This is a genomic window from Clostridium sp. (assembly GCF_050717515.1).
Lineage (GTDB): Bacteria > Bacillota > Clostridia > Clostridiales > Clostridiaceae > Clostridium_AD.
On the sequence record NZ_JBOITL010000036.1, the window covers coordinates 136,362 to 154,900 of the forward strand.

General features: G+C 30.2%; 23 protein-coding genes. 2 read left to right on the forward strand and 21 right to left on the reverse strand.

Features of this window, described 5'->3' with window-relative positions; genetic code table 11:
• Positions 1 to 39: 39 nt before the first annotated feature.
• From scfA to ACREV6_RS20190, 9 genes are all read right to left on the reverse strand, one after another.
• On the reverse strand, positions 40 to 177 hold the full coding sequence (scfA, locus tag ACREV6_RS20150) for a six-cysteine ranthipeptide SCIFF (RefSeq protein WP_124999239.1): 138 nt from the start codon (positions 175 to 177) through the stop codon (positions 40 to 42).
• Positions 178 to 244: 67 nt separating this feature from the next.
• Complete coding sequence (locus ACREV6_RS20155) at positions 245 to 613, reverse strand: TIGR04086 family membrane protein (RefSeq protein ID WP_431579836.1); 369 nt, start codon at positions 611 to 613, stop codon at positions 245 to 247.
• A gap of 98 nt (positions 614 to 711) precedes the next feature.
• Positions 712 to 1,005 (reverse strand): preprotein translocase subunit YajC, encoded by a 294-nt coding sequence (gene yajC, locus ACREV6_RS20160; RefSeq protein ID WP_431579837.1) that lies wholly within the window; start codon positions 1,003 to 1,005, stop codon positions 712 to 714.
• Between the two features lie 129 nt (positions 1,006 to 1,134).
• The gene (gene tgt, locus ACREV6_RS20165; RefSeq protein WP_431579838.1) at positions 1,135 to 2,265 is read right to left on the reverse strand and encodes a tRNA guanosine(34) transglycosylase Tgt; all 1,131 of its coding nucleotides are present in this window, start codon (positions 2,263 to 2,265) and stop codon (positions 1,135 to 1,137) included.
• A 50-nt stretch (positions 2,266 to 2,315) separates the two neighbouring features.
• The gene (gene queA, locus ACREV6_RS20170; protein ID WP_431579839.1) at positions 2,316 to 3,341 is read right to left on the reverse strand and encodes a tRNA preQ1(34) S-adenosylmethionine ribosyltransferase-isomerase QueA; all 1,026 of its coding nucleotides are present in this window, start codon (positions 3,339 to 3,341) and stop codon (positions 2,316 to 2,318) included.
• Positions 3,342 to 3,374: 33 nt separating this feature from the next.
• Positions 3,375 to 4,430: a Holliday junction branch migration DNA helicase RuvB gene (gene ruvB / locus ACREV6_RS20175; protein WP_431580047.1), complete on the reverse strand. Its 1,056-nt coding sequence runs from the start codon at positions 4,428 to 4,430 to the stop codon at positions 3,375 to 3,377.
• 23 nt (positions 4,431 to 4,453) lie between these two features.
• Positions 4,454 to 5,053 carry a Holliday junction branch migration protein RuvA gene (gene ruvA, locus ACREV6_RS20180; protein ID WP_431579840.1) on the reverse strand — a complete coding sequence of 200 codons (600 nt, stop codon included), beginning with the start codon at positions 5,051 to 5,053 and terminating at the stop codon, positions 4,454 to 4,456.
• Positions 5,054 to 5,258: 205 nt separating this feature from the next.
• Complete coding sequence (locus ACREV6_RS20185; RefSeq protein WP_431579841.1) at positions 5,259 to 6,017, reverse strand: hypothetical protein; 759 nt, start codon at positions 6,015 to 6,017, stop codon at positions 5,259 to 5,261.
• A gap of 61 nt (positions 6,018 to 6,078) precedes the next feature.
• A complete protein-coding gene (locus tag ACREV6_RS20190) occupies positions 6,079 to 7,074 on the reverse strand; it encodes a YbgA family protein (RefSeq protein WP_431579842.1) in 996 nt (331 codons plus the stop codon).
• A 252-nt stretch (positions 7,075 to 7,326) separates the two neighbouring features.
• Here ACREV6_RS20190 and aat point away from each other — a divergent pair, with 252 nt between their 5' ends.
• Entirely contained in the window at positions 7,327 to 7,995 is a 669-nt protein-coding gene (gene aat, locus ACREV6_RS20195; protein ID WP_431579843.1) for a leucyl/phenylalanyl-tRNA--protein transferase, read from the forward strand.
• 80 nt (positions 7,996 to 8,075) lie between these two features.
• Here the strand turns inward: aat and rd are convergent, their stop codons facing one another.
• The 11 genes from rd to ACREV6_RS20250 form a co-directional block, all read right to left on the reverse strand.
• Complete coding sequence (gene rd / locus ACREV6_RS20200; protein ID WP_431579844.1) at positions 8,076 to 8,234, reverse strand: rubredoxin; 159 nt, start codon at positions 8,232 to 8,234, stop codon at positions 8,076 to 8,078.
• A 108-nt stretch (positions 8,235 to 8,342) separates the two neighbouring features.
• A complete protein-coding gene (gene splB, locus ACREV6_RS20205) occupies positions 8,343 to 9,353 on the reverse strand; it encodes a spore photoproduct lyase (RefSeq protein ID WP_431579845.1) in 1,011 nt (336 codons plus the stop codon).
• Between the two features lie 169 nt (positions 9,354 to 9,522).
• Positions 9,523 to 9,756 (reverse strand): hypothetical protein, encoded by a 234-nt coding sequence (locus ACREV6_RS20210; protein ID WP_431579846.1) that lies wholly within the window; start codon positions 9,754 to 9,756, stop codon positions 9,523 to 9,525.
• A gap of 125 nt (positions 9,757 to 9,881) precedes the next feature.
• Positions 9,882 to 10,373, reverse strand: coding sequence for an LURP-one-related/scramblase family protein (locus ACREV6_RS20215; RefSeq protein ID WP_431579847.1), 492 nt, complete (start codon positions 10,371 to 10,373; stop codon positions 9,882 to 9,884).
• A 266-nt stretch (positions 10,374 to 10,639) separates the two neighbouring features.
• Positions 10,640 to 11,818: a nuclear transport factor 2 family protein gene (locus ACREV6_RS20220; RefSeq protein ID WP_431579848.1), complete on the reverse strand. Its 1,179-nt coding sequence runs from the start codon at positions 11,816 to 11,818 to the stop codon at positions 10,640 to 10,642.
• Between the two features lie 170 nt (positions 11,819 to 11,988).
• Positions 11,989 to 12,255, reverse strand: coding sequence for a CD3324 family protein (locus ACREV6_RS20225; protein WP_431579849.1), 267 nt, complete (start codon positions 12,253 to 12,255; stop codon positions 11,989 to 11,991).
• Between the two features lie 291 nt (positions 12,256 to 12,546).
• Positions 12,547 to 13,143 carry a hypothetical protein gene (locus ACREV6_RS20230; protein ID WP_431579850.1) on the reverse strand — a complete coding sequence of 199 codons (597 nt, stop codon included), beginning with the start codon at positions 13,141 to 13,143 and terminating at the stop codon, positions 12,547 to 12,549.
• A 132-nt stretch (positions 13,144 to 13,275) separates the two neighbouring features.
• On the reverse strand, positions 13,276 to 14,301 hold the full coding sequence (locus ACREV6_RS20235) for a DUF4153 domain-containing protein (RefSeq protein ID WP_431579851.1): 1,026 nt from the start codon (positions 14,299 to 14,301) through the stop codon (positions 13,276 to 13,278).
• Between the two features lie 20 nt (positions 14,302 to 14,321).
• Positions 14,322 to 15,113, reverse strand: coding sequence for a RelA/SpoT domain-containing protein (locus tag ACREV6_RS20240; RefSeq protein WP_431579852.1), 792 nt, complete (start codon positions 15,111 to 15,113; stop codon positions 14,322 to 14,324).
• Between the two features lie 42 nt (positions 15,114 to 15,155).
• Complete coding sequence (locus tag ACREV6_RS20245) at positions 15,156 to 16,016, reverse strand: putative RNA methyltransferase (RefSeq protein ID WP_431579853.1); 861 nt, start codon at positions 16,014 to 16,016, stop codon at positions 15,156 to 15,158.
• 4 nt (positions 16,017 to 16,020) lie between these two features.
• Positions 16,021 to 17,070 carry an AI-2E family transporter gene (locus ACREV6_RS20250; protein ID WP_431579854.1) on the reverse strand — a complete coding sequence of 350 codons (1,050 nt, stop codon included), beginning with the start codon at positions 17,068 to 17,070 and terminating at the stop codon, positions 16,021 to 16,023.
• A gap of 184 nt (positions 17,071 to 17,254) precedes the next feature.
• On the opposite strand from ACREV6_RS20250, the gene ACREV6_RS20255 reads away from it, so the two are divergent.
• On the forward strand, positions 17,255 to 17,515 hold the full coding sequence (locus tag ACREV6_RS20255) for a glutaredoxin domain-containing protein (protein WP_431579855.1): 261 nt from the start codon (positions 17,255 to 17,257) through the stop codon (positions 17,513 to 17,515).
• 66 nt (positions 17,516 to 17,581) lie between these two features.
• On the opposite strand, the gene ACREV6_RS20260 is transcribed toward ACREV6_RS20255, so the two are convergent.
• The gene (locus tag ACREV6_RS20260; protein ID WP_431579856.1) at positions 17,582 to 18,292 is read right to left on the reverse strand and encodes a hypothetical protein; all 711 of its coding nucleotides are present in this window, start codon (positions 18,290 to 18,292) and stop codon (positions 17,582 to 17,584) included.
• Positions 18,293 to 18,539: the final 247 nt, after the last annotated feature.

The window sequence follows — 18,539 nt, forward strand, 5'->3', positions numbered from 1 at the left end:
AAAGCAGTAACTCTAAGTGTTACTGCCACATTAGTAATATTAGTTTTCACAAGCTAAGTTAGCTACTGTACAAGAAGTTTTGCATGCTGATTGACATGAATTAGCACATTCCTTGCATCCTGGTTTCTTTAAACTTTCTTTAATACTTGTTTTATTTATAGTTTTTATATGTTTCATTTCAATTCCTCCATTCCTAAAGTTTCGATATGATTATATCATAGTATCTTGGCTAAATAAAGCATTTCTATAGATTTATTCCAAGCATTCCAGCAAGTGTACCTATACCCAAAGCTAACGCTGTTCTTATTACTTCTCTCATACCAATAGCAGTGCTTCCACCACCAACAACTTTAACTAGGTATAAAATCACCATGTAAATAGCTGCCACCATAATACCCATTAGCCAACCTTTTTCTCCTGCTTTTTTCGCAGCATATACTGCTCCATAAAGCACACTAACTAATGTTATTACAATATAAAAAACAGATGTTACCTTCATGCTAGCTGGTAAATAGCTTGTTATTATAGAATAAGCTACCAACACAATCAATGTTAAAATTGACGCTCTAAATACACCTTCTGCAGCACAAGAATATTTCACTTTGTTTTCCATGTAAATCCCCCCCTTTTTTATGGATCCCAACAAAAAAAATTTGGTTGAAATCTATAATATTAATTATGATTAAAAAGGGGGTTTTATTACTTAATTCTTTACTTTTTCTCTAGTACCACATCAGAACTGTTTGAATTTCTAACAGAACCTATTCCGTTTCTTGCTAATTTAATTTTAGTTCTATCTGGACCACTTTCTAATATAACAAATTCTTCTTGAAGATTGACGATCTTTCCAATTATACCGCCTTTAGACATTACTTCATCATTTAATTTTAAATCATTTAGAAGTGCGGCGTATTTTTTCTTTCTTTTGTTTTCTGGCATCCATATTACTAGATAAAACACCCCTAGCATTACTGCCATAAATATTAATCCTCCGAACTGTCCCATTTATATTCCCCTCCTTTCAATATTTTTTTAAAATTATAATAAAATAATTCTCCTATAAAAATTAACACCTGTGAATTAATAACTTTCTTATTATTACTTTGTATAGGGTAATCATATTATAGCAACTAATTATGCGTTCTCATTCCACTGAGCTAGTTTTTCGGCCTTAAATTCTTCAAAGCAATCATTATCAATAGCCGACCTAATATCTTCCATAAGTTTATTATAAAAATATAGATTATGCAGCACACAAAGCCTCATAGCCAGCATCTCTTTTGCCTTAAATAAGTGTCTTATATAGGCTCTTGTATAATGCTTGCAAGCAGGACACTGACACCCTTCATCAATAGGAGCTGCATCTAGTTCAAATTTAGCATTCATTATATTTATTTTACCATCACTTGTAAACACATGTCCATGCCTTCCATTTCTTGCAGGCAAAACACAATCAAAAAAGTCCACTCCTCTTGATACCGCTTCTAAAATATTGCTTGGATAACCTACTCCCATAAGATATATTGGTTTATCCTGTGGTAAGTATGGAACAACTGCATCAATTATTCTATACATGTCTTCATGAGACTCTCCCACTGCAAGACCTCCAATAGCATAACCATCCAAATTCATTTTAGTAATAGTTTTAGCATGTTCTACTCTGATATCAGCGTATGTTCCCCCTTGATTTATTCCAAATAACATTTGTTTGTTATTGACAGTGCCCGGAATGGAATTAAGTCTATCCATTTCAATTTTACATCGTTCGAGCCACCTTGTAGTTCTTGCTACAGAATCAACTACATATTCCCTGGTAGATGGGTTGGGTACACATTCATCAAAAGCCATAGCGATGGTAGATCCTAAATTGCTTTGTATTTGCATACTTTCTTCTGGACCCATAAATATTTTCTTTCCATCAATATGTGAATTAAAATAAACCCCTTCTTCTTTAATCTTTCTCATGGCTGCTAGAGAAAATACTTGAAATCCACCTGAATCTGTAAGAATAGGTCTATCCCAATTCATAAATTTATGAAGTCCTCCCATTTGCCTTACAACCGTGTCGGTCGGCCTTAAGTGCAAATGATAGGTATTAGATAATTCAACTTGGCAGTTGATTTCTTTTAAATCCATGCTGGAAACAGCACCCTTAATAACCCCTTGAGTTCCTACATTCATAAAAACAGGCGTTTGAATTATACCATGTGGAGTTGTAAACTCTCCACGTCTCACTTTACCACTTTTCTTAAGTAATTTATACATTTTTACCCTTCTTTCTTTACAATAATTAAGAGTTAGTTCTTAATTATTCACTAATATAAAAACATTGCATCTCCAAAGCTGAAGAATCTATATTTTTCTTTTACCGCCATATCATAAGCACCCATAACTAAATTTTGGCCTGCAAAAGCGCTAACTAGCATTATTAGTGTAGATTCTGGTAAATGAAAATTGGTTATTAATGCATCAACAATTTTGAATTTATAGCCTGGATATATAAATATGTCTGTCCAACCTGATTTTTCTTCTACCCTGCCATTTTCATTTGCTATACTTTCTAAAGTTCTATTAGAAGTAGTTCCTACAGCAATTACTCTTCCGCCATTTTCTTTTGTCTCATTAATTACATCCGCTGTCTGTTTATTTAACACGTAGTACTCTGAATGCATTTCATGCTCTTCCACTATTTCAGCTTTTACAGGTCTAAAAGTACCTAGCCCTATATGTAGTGTTACAAATGCAATTTTCACACCCTTTGCTTTGATTTGTGACAGTAAATCCTCTGTAAAATGAAGCCCTGCAGTTGGCGCCGCTGCTGACCCTATTTGTTTTGAAAACACAGTCTGATATCGTTCTTTATCTTCTAATTTTTCAGTTATATATGGTGGTAGAGGCATCTCTCCAAGTTTATCTAAAACTTCTTCAAAGATTCCTTCGAATTCAAATTTTACTATTCTACTACCGCCCTCAGATACACTTATAATCTGTGCCTTTAGCTGTCCATCACCAAAAACAAACCAAGTTCCAATCTTTGCTTTTTTCCCAGGTTTCACCAAGGTTTCCCAGTGATTCACATCAATTCTCTTTAGAAGAAGAAATTCCATTTTACCGCCTGTATCTTCTTTCACACCTATAAGTCTTGCAGGTAAAACCCTAGTGTCATTTAACACTAAACAATCTCCGGTATTTAAATAGTCTATTATATTTTTGAATTTTTTGTGTTCTATTTCGCTACTAGTTTTATTAACTACCATAAGTCTTGACTCATCTCTTTTTTGGAGTGGATGTTGCGCAATAAGCTCCTTTGGTAAGTCAAAATTAAAATCTTTTACTTTCAAAAAAATTACATCCTTTCTTTATGCAAAAATAATTTAAATTTCATCTTTATCATCAAATACTGTAAGTTGTTTAAGATTTTTATGAACCTTTGACTTTTTCATTAGTCTATTTAAATGTTCATAAGCCTTTTCAGAGGCTATTCTTCCCCTTGGAGTCCTTATTATAAATCCCTTTTGAATTAAATAAGGTTCATAGACATCCTCAAGAGTCCCTATTTCTTCACCTATAAAATAAGATAGTGTCTCTATGCCTACTGGTCCACCATTAAAATTATCTATTATAGCTTCCAGCATTTTATTATCTATTCTATCAAAGCCCTCACTGTCTATTTCAAGAAGTTCTGACGCCGCCTTTGCTAAAGACAAATCAATAATTCCATTGCCTTTAACGTCACAATAGTCACGAACCCTCTTAAGTAAACGATTAGCAATTCTAGGAGTGCCCCTTGAACGTCTTGCAATTTCAACAGCTGCCTCATCAGTAATTTCCACATTAAAAATATCAGAAGATCTAATTACTATTTCTTTTAACTCATCTTGCGTATAATATTCCATAGCACTTAGCACACCAAATCTATCACGAAGAGGTGCTGTTAGAAGTCCTATTCTAGTGGTTGCTCCAATGAGTGTAAACTTTGGTAAATCAAGTCTTATGGATTTAGCTGAAGCTCCCTTTCCAATTACAATATCTAGTGCATAATCCTCCATAGCAGGATATAATATTTCCTCAACATTTCTATTAAGCCTATGTATTTCATCAATAAAAAGCACATCATAATCACTAAGTGAAGTTAAAATAGATGCCAAATCCCCTGCTCTTTCAATAGCAGGACCTGAGGTTACTTTTAAGTTTCCCTTCATTTCCTTTGCAATAATATTGGCAAGGGTTGTCTTTCCAAGACCAGGCGGTCCATATAAAAGCACATGATCAAGAGCTTCTTCTCTATTTTGAGCTGCTTTAATGAATATATTTAGTTTTTCTTTTATCTTTGGTTGACCAATATATTCACTAAGCCTTTGTGGCCTTAGTGAATATTCTGCCTCCATATCTTCTTCAATGATAGACGAAGTAATAATTCTTTCCTCTATATCATCCATAATATACTCCCACCTTAGTTCATTAAATATTTCAAACAATCTTTAATCATATTTTCAAGTGATAGCTTCTTATCGCTAGCTTTCAATGCTTTTTCAGCTTCTTTTTCAGAATATCCAAGTGACATAAGAGCTCCTAAAACCTCCATTAGTTTTCTATCCTCGACTAAATCGCCACCTGAGTTTTGTGCTAAATTATTAACTTCAGACTGCTCAATGTGAATTTTTTCCCTTAGTTCCAGAATTACTCTTTGGGCAATTTTTTTTCCTATGCCAGGGGCTCTTTGTAGCGTTTTTTCGTCTCCTGATACAATAGCATATCTTAGACTTTGTACACTACAAATAGAAAGTAGTGATAAGCCAGCCTTTGCACCAACTCCATTGACCCCAATTACTAGGCTAAACATCTCAATCTCATCTTTTGTTAGAAATCCGTATAGTCCAATAAAATCTTCTCTAACAATTTGCTTTATATATAATAACACATGCTCGCTAGTTTTAGGCATCTTTGCCATAGTACTACCAGAGGTATATATTTTGTACCCCATACCATTATTATCTACTACAATATAGTCTTTATTAATACCTACAAAAATTCCTTTTATATATTCGTACACAATATTCCTCCTAGCGTTCTCTAAGGGTATGTAAATTGACAATTATTATTTCCCTCAGAAAATAGCGACTATCTAATACTTTACCACCTAACCGCTATTAATTCAATAATTAACAATGGAAAAGTTTATAAATAATTAAAATAACCTTAAGAAATATATTTTTCTTAAGGTTATAGTGCTTATTTTTTTATTTACCATGGAGATATTAAGATTTTAATAAACCCCTAGCATAATCAAAAGCTTTTTCAGGAGTTTTGAATTCACCACTTTCATATTCTTGATCAATTTCTACAGCTTGGGTACCATCAATTTCTTTACTATGTTTTCTACCGCGAATTAGGTCTTCTGCCAGTCCGTCTTTTTCTTTTAGGTCATCTATTTTTATATATTGTAATTCTCCACTATCCTTTGACTCAAAATCATATTGCTTTTGTTTACCATCTTCTGCATATACATTAGAATTAAATATTTTATGAGCTATTATATCGCATTTATCATCTGTTTTATAAATTGTTACAAGGTTATCATATACACCTAAAAAATATCTATTTGCACTATAACTGTACCTATCACTATTATTAACAAAAACGATTTCATTGTCACTCATATTAGAAACTGTGTACCCTTGTTTTTTGAAAAGCTCATCAAGTTGTGCTTGTGTTTTACTATTTAGTAGAGTAGATCCATTAAAATGTTTTTCTAATACCATATTTCTTACTTCACTATCTTTATATTTAATTTTAAAAACAAATTTCGTATCTTCTGAAGCCTTACGCAAATTAGTAGTCACTGAAGCTTGCATTGAATCCTCACTTTTGGCAGTAAGTTTTAAATATGGCATTTTACCAGAAGATTTTAGCACTAAATTATGATTAGTAATATATTGAGCAAGTGAGTAACTAGCTATAACAAAAGCAATTAACAGGGTTGTTAACATTGCATATAAAATTTTTTTATTTTTCATATTACCCCTCCTTACTTGGAATTATGTCCATATGAAGAGGTATTTATTCAATTGATGCATTTTATTTATTTAGACCTTTCCCAGAATCAGTAACATTATCTAATTCCAAAGGGTAAGGCTCAAAAAAGCTTTGATTAATAAGGTTTTTTTCTTCAAAACGTATAGCATTTGATTTTATAACATAAAGAGGTACACTAAAAGGTACTTTACTTTGTCTATATTGTTCTATTGTATCTAAAATAAATTCTTTTTCTCTATGAGTTAGCTTATCTGAAAAATATCCCATAGACTTTGTTAGTACATTTATATTTGAAGTATATCTTGGTAGCTTATTTAGAGCCAAACTAAGATTTTCTTCGTACTGCGCGTAGACCTGTTGCACATTTAATTCGCCATTTCTTCCTACAATACTACCTAATATTTTTAATTGTTTTTGATTGTATGACATAAGAAGAAGTTTGTTAGTGCCGTGGAATTCCACTAAATCTTCTATTATCATATTTTCTTTTATCACTCTAAAATTCTTCATAATATATAATTTTGTTAAAAAATGTTGCCTTATATTATAATTTTTAACCCGTCCATCATCTTCAATGGCTAAACCTTCAAATTTTTCCATTACAAGCCCGCCAAATAATCCACTACCCTTAACAGAGGTAGAACCTTTTTCTATACTTTTATAAATTTTCACTTCTTTTATTCCACAAGAAGGAGATTTACTCTTTAGTATAAATCCATCCACTTTTGGTAACTCTTTAAGAAACTTTTCTCCAAATCCCATCATTTCACTACTAAATTCTCTTTCACCGCCATGTTGCATAAGTTTTACAGGTGCATCCTCATTTTCTTTAACCACTCTTATAGCTTCTCTTGGTATTTCCAGTCCTATTTGAACCTCTGGGCATACAGTTATAAACTCAACAAAATCCTTTAGCTTTTCCACTAAATTACAACCATCCAGCTGGCCGTTATACCTGCAAGCTTCAAATCCTAAACATCTACTCACTACAACTACTGGTTTCACATTATTTATTCTCTCTTTATAAGATAGTTTCATATGTAAACATCCTTTCAAAATCAAAATTAGCCTTAAAAAATCTATTTTAAAGAAGCTATTTTACCTTATTCAATATTAATCTAAATTATCCTCTTTTTTAGCATGCACCACAATGTATTTTTTAATTCCTTTTGTATAATGAATACACCACAAAAAAACTGAATATTATTACATCAAATTCATAATTTTAATAGATATTGTGTTATACTTTTAGAACAATTAATATGCTATATGTCCTGAAAGGAGTGTATTATGCCTATTTATAGACTATCAAATGATATAGTATTCCCTGACCCATCTCTTGCAGAGGATGACGGCCTTTTAGCCCTAGAAGGTGACCTATCCCCTGAGAGGTTAATCCTTGCCTATTCTAATGGAATATTTCCATGGTTTTCAGAAGAGGAGCCCATACTTTGGTGGTCACCTAATCCAAGATTTGTTCTTTATCCAAAGGATATTAAAATTTCTCACTCTATGAAAAAAACACTTAAAAAAAACACCTATAGAGTTTCCTTTGATACTTGTTTTAGAGATGTTATATCCAATTGTTCTAATATGAGAAAAGAAGAAGGCACATGGATTACAAATGAAATGATTGAAGCTTACTGCAAGCTACATGAACTTGGTTTCGCTCATTCCGTAGAAGCCTTTTATGAAGATAAATTAGTTGGTGGATTATACGGTGTGTGTATTGGAAAATGTTTTTTTGGTGAATCCATGTTTTCAACCATGAATAATGCCTCTAAGGCTGCATTTATTACTCTTAGCAAGGTACTCGAGGAAAAGGGATTTGTTGTGATTGACTGCCAAGTTCATACAAATCACTTGGAAAGTCTAGGCGCAGTTTATATTTCTAGAGATAATTTTTTACAAATGGTACAAAGAGGAATTTCAATAGAACCTTTAAAATTGTGCTTTTAGTTACTAGAATCATAAATATGGATATAGCAAAACAAATCAGTATAAAGATTTAGATCTTTATACTGATTTGTTTTTTTCTATTATACTTTTTCAAACTCTGATTTACTAACTCCACATAGTGGGCAAACCCAATCTTCAGGGATATCTTCAAACTTAGTTCCTGGTTTAATTCCACCGTCATCATCCCCTACTGCCGGGTCATAAATGTAACCACATACTACACAAACATATTTATCCATAAATATTCCTCCTTTTTATACTTACAAACTTTCTAATAACTTAAACTTATTGCTATATTAGCATATTTGCTATGGATTAACGATACTTATTTTTTTTAATAGTTAGTATTAAGTAAAATACTCAATTATTGCTCCATGAAAATTATCATTTATCAGTTTTGATATATAATTATTCATATCCTCACTATCTGGTTTCTTATATACATACTTAAATTTTCCATAAGGTCCCCATTTTAATTGCCTCTTTTCTTCATTGAGATCCAGCACAGTATTCTTAAATCTTTGAACTATTAGTTCCTTTGCTGCTTTAGTAAATCTATGTTGAATAAGTTCAAAGCTTATTTCGCCATTATAATCCTGTAATGCTAATTTCAGTGTCTCAAATAATTCCTTATACTCCTCTTTCCAATTATCATATATCATAATAGGTGCAATTATGAATCCTATAGGATATCCAGCACAAGCAATTTTTTTAACTGCTTCTATTCTCTCATGAAAACTGGAAGTATTATGTTCGAAGTTATTTATTACATAACGGGAATTTAAAGTAAATCTAAACTTTGTGTGCTTGTTATGTTTTAGTTTTAAAAGTGCATCAACATCATCAAATTTAGTAACTAACCTCAATCTGCCATTTGAACTCTCTCCAAAATATTCTATACATCTTTTTAAATTTCCACTTAAGTGCTCAAGCGCAATAGGGTCTGTTATACTTGCACATTCAAATGAAGTAATATTGGGCATGTTATTATCTATATAACTTTGAATAACTTCCAAAATCTCATGGATATTTAGAAAAATTTTCATAAAAGGTTTTTCACCTTGAGTTGTCTGAAGATAACAGTATTCACAATTGGCAGGGCAGGAACTTGATAGTGAAAATTGATAGTCTGCTGATGGTCTGCAACTTACCAATTTTTTTTGGCCATTTGTTGTAAAAAGAACAGTTTTTTTAGCCATTACATAATTTTTCTCAGGGCTTTCTCCATCTATTACTACTTTTTTAGAATTAACTATGGGAATATTTAAGCTTTCTAAATATTCTATAACTTTTTTACTCTCAGGGTATTTTTGAATCTTTGGATCTATATATGCAATATCTGGTACAAATAACTTCATTATTTTCACCTCATAGGTATTATTTTATTAAATAAAGCTATTTATACATTTTATATAATACATTATCCTTTAAATATTGAAGCTGATGGCTTTCTATAAAATATAGGGAGACTGATACAATAAAAATGTATCAGTCTCCCTATATTAAATTGCTCTTACTAAATAATTCTTATCTAATATTGTATTTATTGATTACCTTATTTTTTAATTTTATGCCAAGTGTCTCATTTACAAATCTATCAATTATATCTTCCTTAGTAGCTTTACCTTCTACAAATATGTTATATCTCTTGCAAAGCTTCCCTAAGTCGCCCTTACTTATCTCACAAGTTTTAACAAAGCTTTTTGCAGCTTTAACACTAGTCATAATCATTATACGTTTATATATCTCATCGTTAGTCATATATGCACCTCTAATCTCTTATTTATCTAATACATTATAACATCTTAAAGAGCATGATTAAATCATTTCTACTGAAATAATGAAATTTTATTAAAAAATCCAATATTTTAATAGTATTTTAGTATTTACCCATTATTTTTGTTTTTATTATCATGTAATACTTGATCAATTACAATTACCATTGCTAATATAAACGCTTGATTTTCTTGTTCATTGATATTAATCTCATAAGTATCTCCCCATGAAACCCATTTTTTGTTTATTTCAGCAATTATGATACCATTTTTTGTAATCGAAAAATCATGAGCAAAAAAATCTCCTTCAATCTGATAATTGCCCATATTGCTGTCTATGTCGAACTTATTGCTAAAGAAAGTAAATTCTTTTTTTACTCTTGCAGCATAGTTTCCATTTAAATATATGTTATATTCCGGAAGTAATTTAAATAACTTCTGCTCAATATATACAATCTCATTGTTATCCACATCATAAATTGTAAGCTTGTTTCCCAATGAAAAAATCTTTCCCTCTACATTGAACACATCATTACCTGAAACATCCTTAATACTAAACTTGTCACCTATTGAAAATACCTTTTCTCTAATATAAAACTTCATATAAAGTTCCCCCCTCGTAAAATTCATGCTTATATATTTTATTAATAATTTATAATATTGTTCCATTTAATAACCATATTTTAACGGCATTTCAGAAGGAAGTCGTTAATTGCAGCATCGCAGATGATGATTTAACATAGAATATAGATAATAGAATTAATACTTTAAAATATATGGAGAATTAAATATTTTATTTTTTGAATACAAAAACTAAAGACCACGTTGAATATTACTTCAACGTGGCAAAAATACTAAAGCGTCTTCATTTACTCTTTGATTCTCACCCCTGGTATTCCATCAGAATAATCTGAGTACTGTGCATGTTGAATAAGCCATCTTCCATGTTCTTTTACTAAAACCCCTGAAAATCTCATTGGTGTAATATAAGCTTCACCTTTCTCATTCTCATAAAGTAAATCTAAAGTATCCCAAAGAACTTCCATTAGCTTATTTTTTGGTGTTTCCTCAGTTTCAAATGTATCTTTAGTTGAGCCGCTAATCCATTGAAGTATTTTTTCATTAGATATAATTCTATTTAAAATTGCCTTTGTAGTAAAATAAGCAACATCTCCATTAACACATATTATAGCGTCCTCAACGTTCATCTTAAAATCGCCCCAATATTTCCAATCTGATTCAACTATTCCTCTAGTTGCATCAATTCCTAAACAAAGCTCCTCTGCATCGGTTCCTATTACTACTAAATCCTCATGTAATAGAAAAACTTCCTTCATATATTCATCAACACAATCTAAATTTCTTTTTGTATATCCATCTTGGAATACCTGAAGCACTTTTTTAATTTCTTCAATTTCTCCATTTGAATTAGCTTTAGACATTTCAAATATACTCTTATCATAGTTATCTTCAGTAAATCTATATGAAAATGACTCTGAATCAAGAGAAAACTGCATTTGATGGAATCTCCAAGTATCATTTTCCTTTATAAGTACACAAGTAAATCTAAAAGGCCATACATAATTTTCCCCCTTCTCTATTTCTCTTAATGTTCTCGCAATCTTCCGCGCCGCGTCAAGTACATTTTCCTTTGACTTTTCTTCTCCTTCTAAAATATCTTTTACTTTACTAATTGTCTCTTCTATTTGCCCCTCTTCAGAGAGGGTATTACTAATCTTTCCAATAGAAACAACCCAAGCTACATTTTTATTTGCAAAAATCTTAGCTTCTCCAAATTTAAAATCTATTTCTCTCCAACAGTTGTTTTCATTATCAAAATGAAATTTAATAAGTTCCTTTATATCATCACTATTAGAGCACCACTGATTTAACCCGCTTCCAATTGTAGCAAAACCCTTCTTTAAAGAAAATCCGTTCTTTACAAAATCCTCAATCTTACCCTCATCTTTCTTTGTATATAATTCTTGAAGATTCTCAAGAACTTTATTTACTTCATTAATTGATTCTATATTTTTATATCTTTCCATAATTAATTCCCCCAATGTATATAATTTTTTTATTAATTTTTGTCTTACTTTAACAAGCTCCTATGGATAATTATAGCAACAATAACATATTTATGATATGCAAAAGATAATTATTAAACGTTCTTTGCACAAAAAGCTGGTTGGAATATATTCCAACCAGCTTTTATAAACTATTTATTACAATAAACAATTTTTTTAATACTGTCAATAGAAAGACAGAAGGTGGTACAAAGCTTCTCAATAGATGATCCCTCCCCAAATTTTTCACGAATCTCAGTATTGCGACCAGTGAGATAAGCTCTATTGCCTGAGCTCTCCCCCCATTCTTTCCGATTTCCATTTGAATTTGGAATATAAACCATTTCCCCTTGTACATATTTCTGTATTTCTTTTAATAACTCTTCTGGAAAAATAACATTTGCTTTTATATATTTCATTTATGCTCCGCTCCTTAAAATAGTTTTTGATTTTAAGGTAGCAAAGTCTACACTATAAACAGTTTCCACTATAAAAAATTATAACGGATACTGGCGATTATTTTTTAGCTCCATGCAAGCAAACGCCGTTGTTTATATTACAGACTTTGCATGGAGCTTTTTTAGAAAGGTAACTTTAGCCCAGATCATATTATCCCCCCCTATTTCCTAATACTAACATAATAACAATTATTACAAAATGAGTCAATAATAACCGAAAATTGGGTGTAGGATAATCCTACACCCAATTATTTATTTTACTTTCACGATAACATAAAATTCAAAATTCTTTGATTCTATTTTGCCACTTGAAGTATTCTTATTTCCTGATAGATTAGAGAATTGAATCTTAATTTTCACTTTATCATTTTCATCTTCAAAAGACATTTCCTCAGGAGAAATATTTTTCTGATCTTGATTGCTTCCATATTTATCCATAAGTTTTGTGGCAAAATCCATTAAATCTTTTTCATATATACCTTTTCCTTCTTGAGCTATCTTTAACATGCTTGATTCATAATCAAAATTTATGCTAAAGTCTGAGCTACTTGCGCTCTGTTGCCTAGAATTTCTTGAATCAAACAAATAGTTATATCCTTTTATATCAATTGGTTTTAATGCACCTGTAGAATTAAAGTAAAAATATCCATTGTTACCCGTATTATATTCATCAGTATATTTTACGCTTAAAACTCTCTCCATATCAGAAGTTTTAAAGTCTTGTGGCAATCTTTTAACATCATTTAGACTATGCTTTCTTTGAAAGTAATTAAGAATACTAGATATTTGTCTTGAATCCTCAGAAGAAACCACAGCACTTGCTTTAATTATATTGCTATCTTTAATCATATTGTTTGCAAGGAATATCTTAGTTAGCCTCTTATTTTGACTGTATTTTGAAACTGAATAGCTACTAAAAGGTCCAAATACAGATATAAATGTTATTACTGAAAGGGATAGTGGAAGAATTATATTTCTTAGTTATTTTATAGCTGCAAAGTATACCATAACCAAAAATGTCCATATACCAAGTGCTACAACAAAGTATCTATTTTCAGTTACCCCATATGCGTTAATTCTTATTCCTATAGAAATAAACATCATGACTATTAACGGAAGAATTGCCTTTGGAAAATACTTCATATATCTTTTTGGCCAGGTCTTTTCATGGAGTAGTGGTGATATAAAAAATAGCACTGCTGAACTTATTACAGAATACCAAAGCACCAAATGAGATACAAGCCCCTCTGGCCATTGCCTTGTAATAATTATTTTCCCGAAATATATATATAGTATTATTGTATATATTGAAATAAGTGGCATTATGATGTATAGCACAAGTACATTTAAAAGGCGCGAATAGTCCTTTAAAGACAATAATTCATTTTTCTTAGGAATCCCTGCAAGAAAAAACGATGGTGAGAATATACCAGTAACAATAAGAAAAGTGTAATAGTAAAATTCACTTTTAATATTAATTCCTAAAAGTTTATCAATTGTAAAAAGAATGGCCGCTAGTCCAAGATATAAAACCAGAGAGTATAAAACTGTAGTGAAAAATCTAGTAAAAACCCTTACAGCAAAAATCTCAAAGTCCTCTCGATTTGGTAAATATGATATGAAAATGAAAATCAAATATAGAATAAGACTAAAGGCAATATATCTTGACATTGAAACCATGCCAATCATCTCTATATCCTTTAGGAAAACGTAATAATAAAAGATTAGTAAAATAGTACCTCCTAGATAAGAAGCGTACAGCGATACCTTCTTATAATTTTCTAAGCCTTCAAAAAAAAGGTTGATACATAATGAAAGTGGAATTCCAAGAGCAACAATCATAGCAATTCTACGGAGGGTTTCTATAAAACCGCCACTTGTTCCTGATATTATTTCTGATATATAGATAAGAAGTATAACACAAGCCGTTGATATACCAATAGTTTGTGGAAATCTGTTAATACTGCTCGCAACGCCTTTCAATATTGCATTAAATGTTTTTTTCATTACATTCCGCCTTCATTATTTTATTTTTCTCCTTTAAGTTCATTTATTTCCTTATCTTTTAGTTCTATTATCTTTTCATATTTTGCTTCCATCTCGATCCAATTTTTATTTAGTAGATTTATTAGAGAAGCCATCTCATCGGAACTACCTGCTATACGATTAAATAATAGTAAATTAAGTGCTAGCACTTCTGGAATTTCCTTATGAGAATATCTTAGCTGATGGTCGATTTCACCATAGCCTTCCTCAAATATTGTTCTCACCTGAATCTCAGCTATAACCTTTTGACTGGTAGGAAAAAATTCTATCAAATAGTGTACAGAACGATATCCTGATTTTCTAGAATGAATTTGAATATTAAGTTCGTCAAACCTTTTAGTATCATCACCTTCACGAACATTGGCAGTTATTTCAATTACTTTCCAAGTACTATAAATAAAATTGTGTATATCTTCCCAATCTTCTTTAAAAATATGTATTGCGCGAACCCCTATTAAATCATTTATTTCTTCTTTATAGTTTTCCATGGAGAATTGAAATTCTGCGCCATATTTTTCTTTTCGCCCTGATGTCTTTCTAATAATCTTCTCAATTAACCTATCCGATTCTTTAACTCTAGACTTTACTGAATGTATTTTTTTATGTGTTCTTAGAGTATCTGCAATAAATCCAGCCTGACTTTCATAACTACTCCTATAGCTATCAAAGTCAGTATATATTTCATTTAATACCCACCAATCTATTTCATTTTTAATGATATCCGCTTCTGTAATATGAGTTTTCTTGAAGAATTCTTCTTTTATAAGATTCATGCTTTCCCCCTAATTAATATGCTTTAGGATTTCAGTATATTATTAACATTTTTCATATACACTAATATTAAAATGAAGTAGGGTTGAAAGTTTAGAAGTTCCACTGGCTTTTTCTCTCATACAATTATCAAAAGTCCAATAATAAGGAGTCATTGCAATAAGATTCTTTACATGCTCCCCATCGTCTATATGAATATCGTACTTAACTTCTGCTCTGTCAATTAACTTAAATCCCTCAAAGGAAATTTCTTTTTCTTCATGTTCTCTAGGGTTTACATATAATATTTCTTTTAACCCATATAAATGTTGAATACCAGGTGTTACAACAATTAACTTGCCCTTATCCACTAGAACCCTCTTAAGCTCAGTCTCATCAGAAGGTGCAAAGTTTCTGATAATAATATCTATGGTATTTGTCATTATAGGTAAGTTAAAATTACTTCCAACTATAAAGTGTATTTTTTTATCTCTTTTAGTTGCATACGTAACTGCAGCTTTTGAAATGTCTACACCGAAAAATTCAAACTTATTTTTTTGAGTAATGTTAGGTTCACTGCTATATATATCTTCCTTTAATTTCCATAAAAAATACCCTTCTCCACATCCAGCATCAAGTATATTTATATTGTTTCCACTTATATTTGATATTATTACCTCGCTTAATTTTTCAGAAAAAGTGTGATAATAACCTTTATTTAAAAAATCTCTCCGACCTTCCATCATTTCTTTACTGTCCCCAGGCTCTTTTGTGTTCTTTTGATTAGCAAGCAAAAGATTAATATATCCTTTGCTTGCTATATCGTAACTATGATTATTTTTACATATGTATTGTTTTTCATGTTTTTTTAAACACAAATTGCAAACAGGACATTTTAATATAGATTCCATATTTTCTGTTGTCACAAAATCACTGCCTTCCTTTTAATTCACTTTTAATGTGATCTTTTTCGCTTAAATCCACTCCAATTATATCTAATAAGAATATAAATATTGGTATTCCAAGGAGTAGACCCCAAATGCCCATAAAATGTTCTGAAACTATTAATGTAACAAAAGTAAAAAACACAGGGAGATTGGTGGTGTCAGACATAAGCTTTGGGTTTAAAACATAACTTTCAATAGCATGAATTATAAAAATCATAATAAGCACAAAAACCACTTTAATTAGTCCCCCTATTTTAAACGCAATTAAACACAGTGGAATTAATGAAATAAATACCCCAGCTACAGGTACAAGACTTAAAATAAATATCATAAATGCTAGAGCAAATAATTGAGGAAAGCCCATTATAGTAAGTCCAATAATTGATAATACTGTGTTTATAATAGCTATCATTATTTGAGCCTGTATTACTTTACCAAAAGAATTTAAAAAATTATTTCCAAAATAGCTAAAGTAGTTATATTCCACTGATATTTTGCTCCCTTTAAACATATATATAAATTTTAAGATACTGTCTTTCTCTAATATAAATATAAAGCTTAGTAAAAGTGCCATAAAAAAATTCAAGCTCCATTTTCCAAAATCAGCTACAAAAAGCATTATACTTTGTATACCAGATTTTGCATAGCTCGCTATGTCAATTTTCTCTAACATTGGTGTTAAATAAACCATTACTCCACTATTACTCTCGGGAAATTTAATATACTCCATTTTATCTAGGATAAGTATACTTTCTGATATAGCAATTGGTATATACTTAACTAAGAGAAGAACTATAGTTGCTGCCATAAACATATATATAATTATGGTAATAATAGTTGGATTTACTTTTATAACCCTGTTAATTTGCTTAACTATTAAAGACTGTAAACTATTTGCTAAATAAGTAATCATAAAAGTTAATAAAATCAAATTAAAAATTGATCTTATTAAATATGCGAATAGTACTAATGCTAGCAATAACACTATTTTTATTACTGTTTCTCTCTGGAATAACCGCTTAACTGTTTGCATTCAAGGTGCTCCTTCATTTGTTTTATTTATTTATTTATTTTTAACTATTTCATTATAGCAAATCATTTAACTGATTTCTATAAATAATTATTATTATAATAGGTGAAGAATGTGTAAAATGGTGTATAATATTAATATATATAATTTTATATATATTAATTAGAAAGTTTGGTGGTGATAATAAATGAAACCAGTAATTATGTTTGTAACTGAATGGTGTCCCTATTGCAAAAAAGCACTTACTTGGATGGCTGATATAAAAAAACAAAATCCTGAATATGCTGATATTGAAATTAAAATAATTGATGAAGAACTTCAACCGGATATAGCAAAGCAATACACTTACTATTATGTACCTACCTATTATGTAGACGGAGTTAAAATTCATGAAGGCGCTGCCTCTAAAAATATTGTTAACAAAGTATTTGAAATGGCATTAAAATAGAAAAATTTATATTAGGCATCTAAAAAAATACTAGTAATTAGACTAGTTATTTTTTTTTAGATGCCTTTATTTTTGGTAATGTTGTGCTTCTATCCTAAACTTCTTTTCCATATCTTTATAAGCACTTAAACTCTGAATCCTTATAAGAAAAAAATCTATACCTTTTTCCATATTTATAATGCACTTTCTCATTTTTGCTAAAGCTACTTTGTCTGCAATTATTTTTCTATTATATTTTTCTATACTATTGTTATCACATTGTTTTTTTTGCCTGATAACCTCTTTTCTTTTATTACATTGTACAATTTCAGATTTTATACTAAGTTCATCAGAATATTTCAAAAATACCCTTCTATAGCTCTTAAAAAATATTTTCTTAATAATTTTAAATTTTTCCCTTTTAAGAAAAATTCGAAGAGCTCCATTATATTTTTCACTTTGTCTTCGCTCTTGTATTATTTTATTTTCTAATTTATTCATATGTAGTTTAATCACCTTAATCTCTTGCTTGTGTTGTTTGATTTTATCTTTAAGCTCTATTTGCGTTTTCTCAAAGCCCTTTATTTTTGATTTGTTTATATCTATATTTCTTATAAACTCTTTTTCATATATGTCTATTTCTTCAGCCTCAAACACTGCTATCTTTAAAAGATTACATATGTCATTTCTAAATTTAGTTAAAGCTTCAACTTGACTTTTCATTCCTTCTAAAAGAGACCCACTTAATTTAAATTCTATTAGAATAGCATTGTATATTTCATTATCTTCTACCATCATTGTTGTTAATACCTCTTTTCCTGCTTAAATCCAATAATTACACAAATGTATTTTACCATATTTGTGCAATTTCTGCAAAGCTCTATAATCTTACAATACTTCTTATAGAAATGGCAGTGTGCTATTTTTATAGCTATATCATAAAGCTAAAAGATTCCTTATTACAATACGCAATAGACGCTACAGAAGTTGCTATTAAATGATCTTTTTAATATATAATTTTAAAATTTTATTTTACGCATATCTT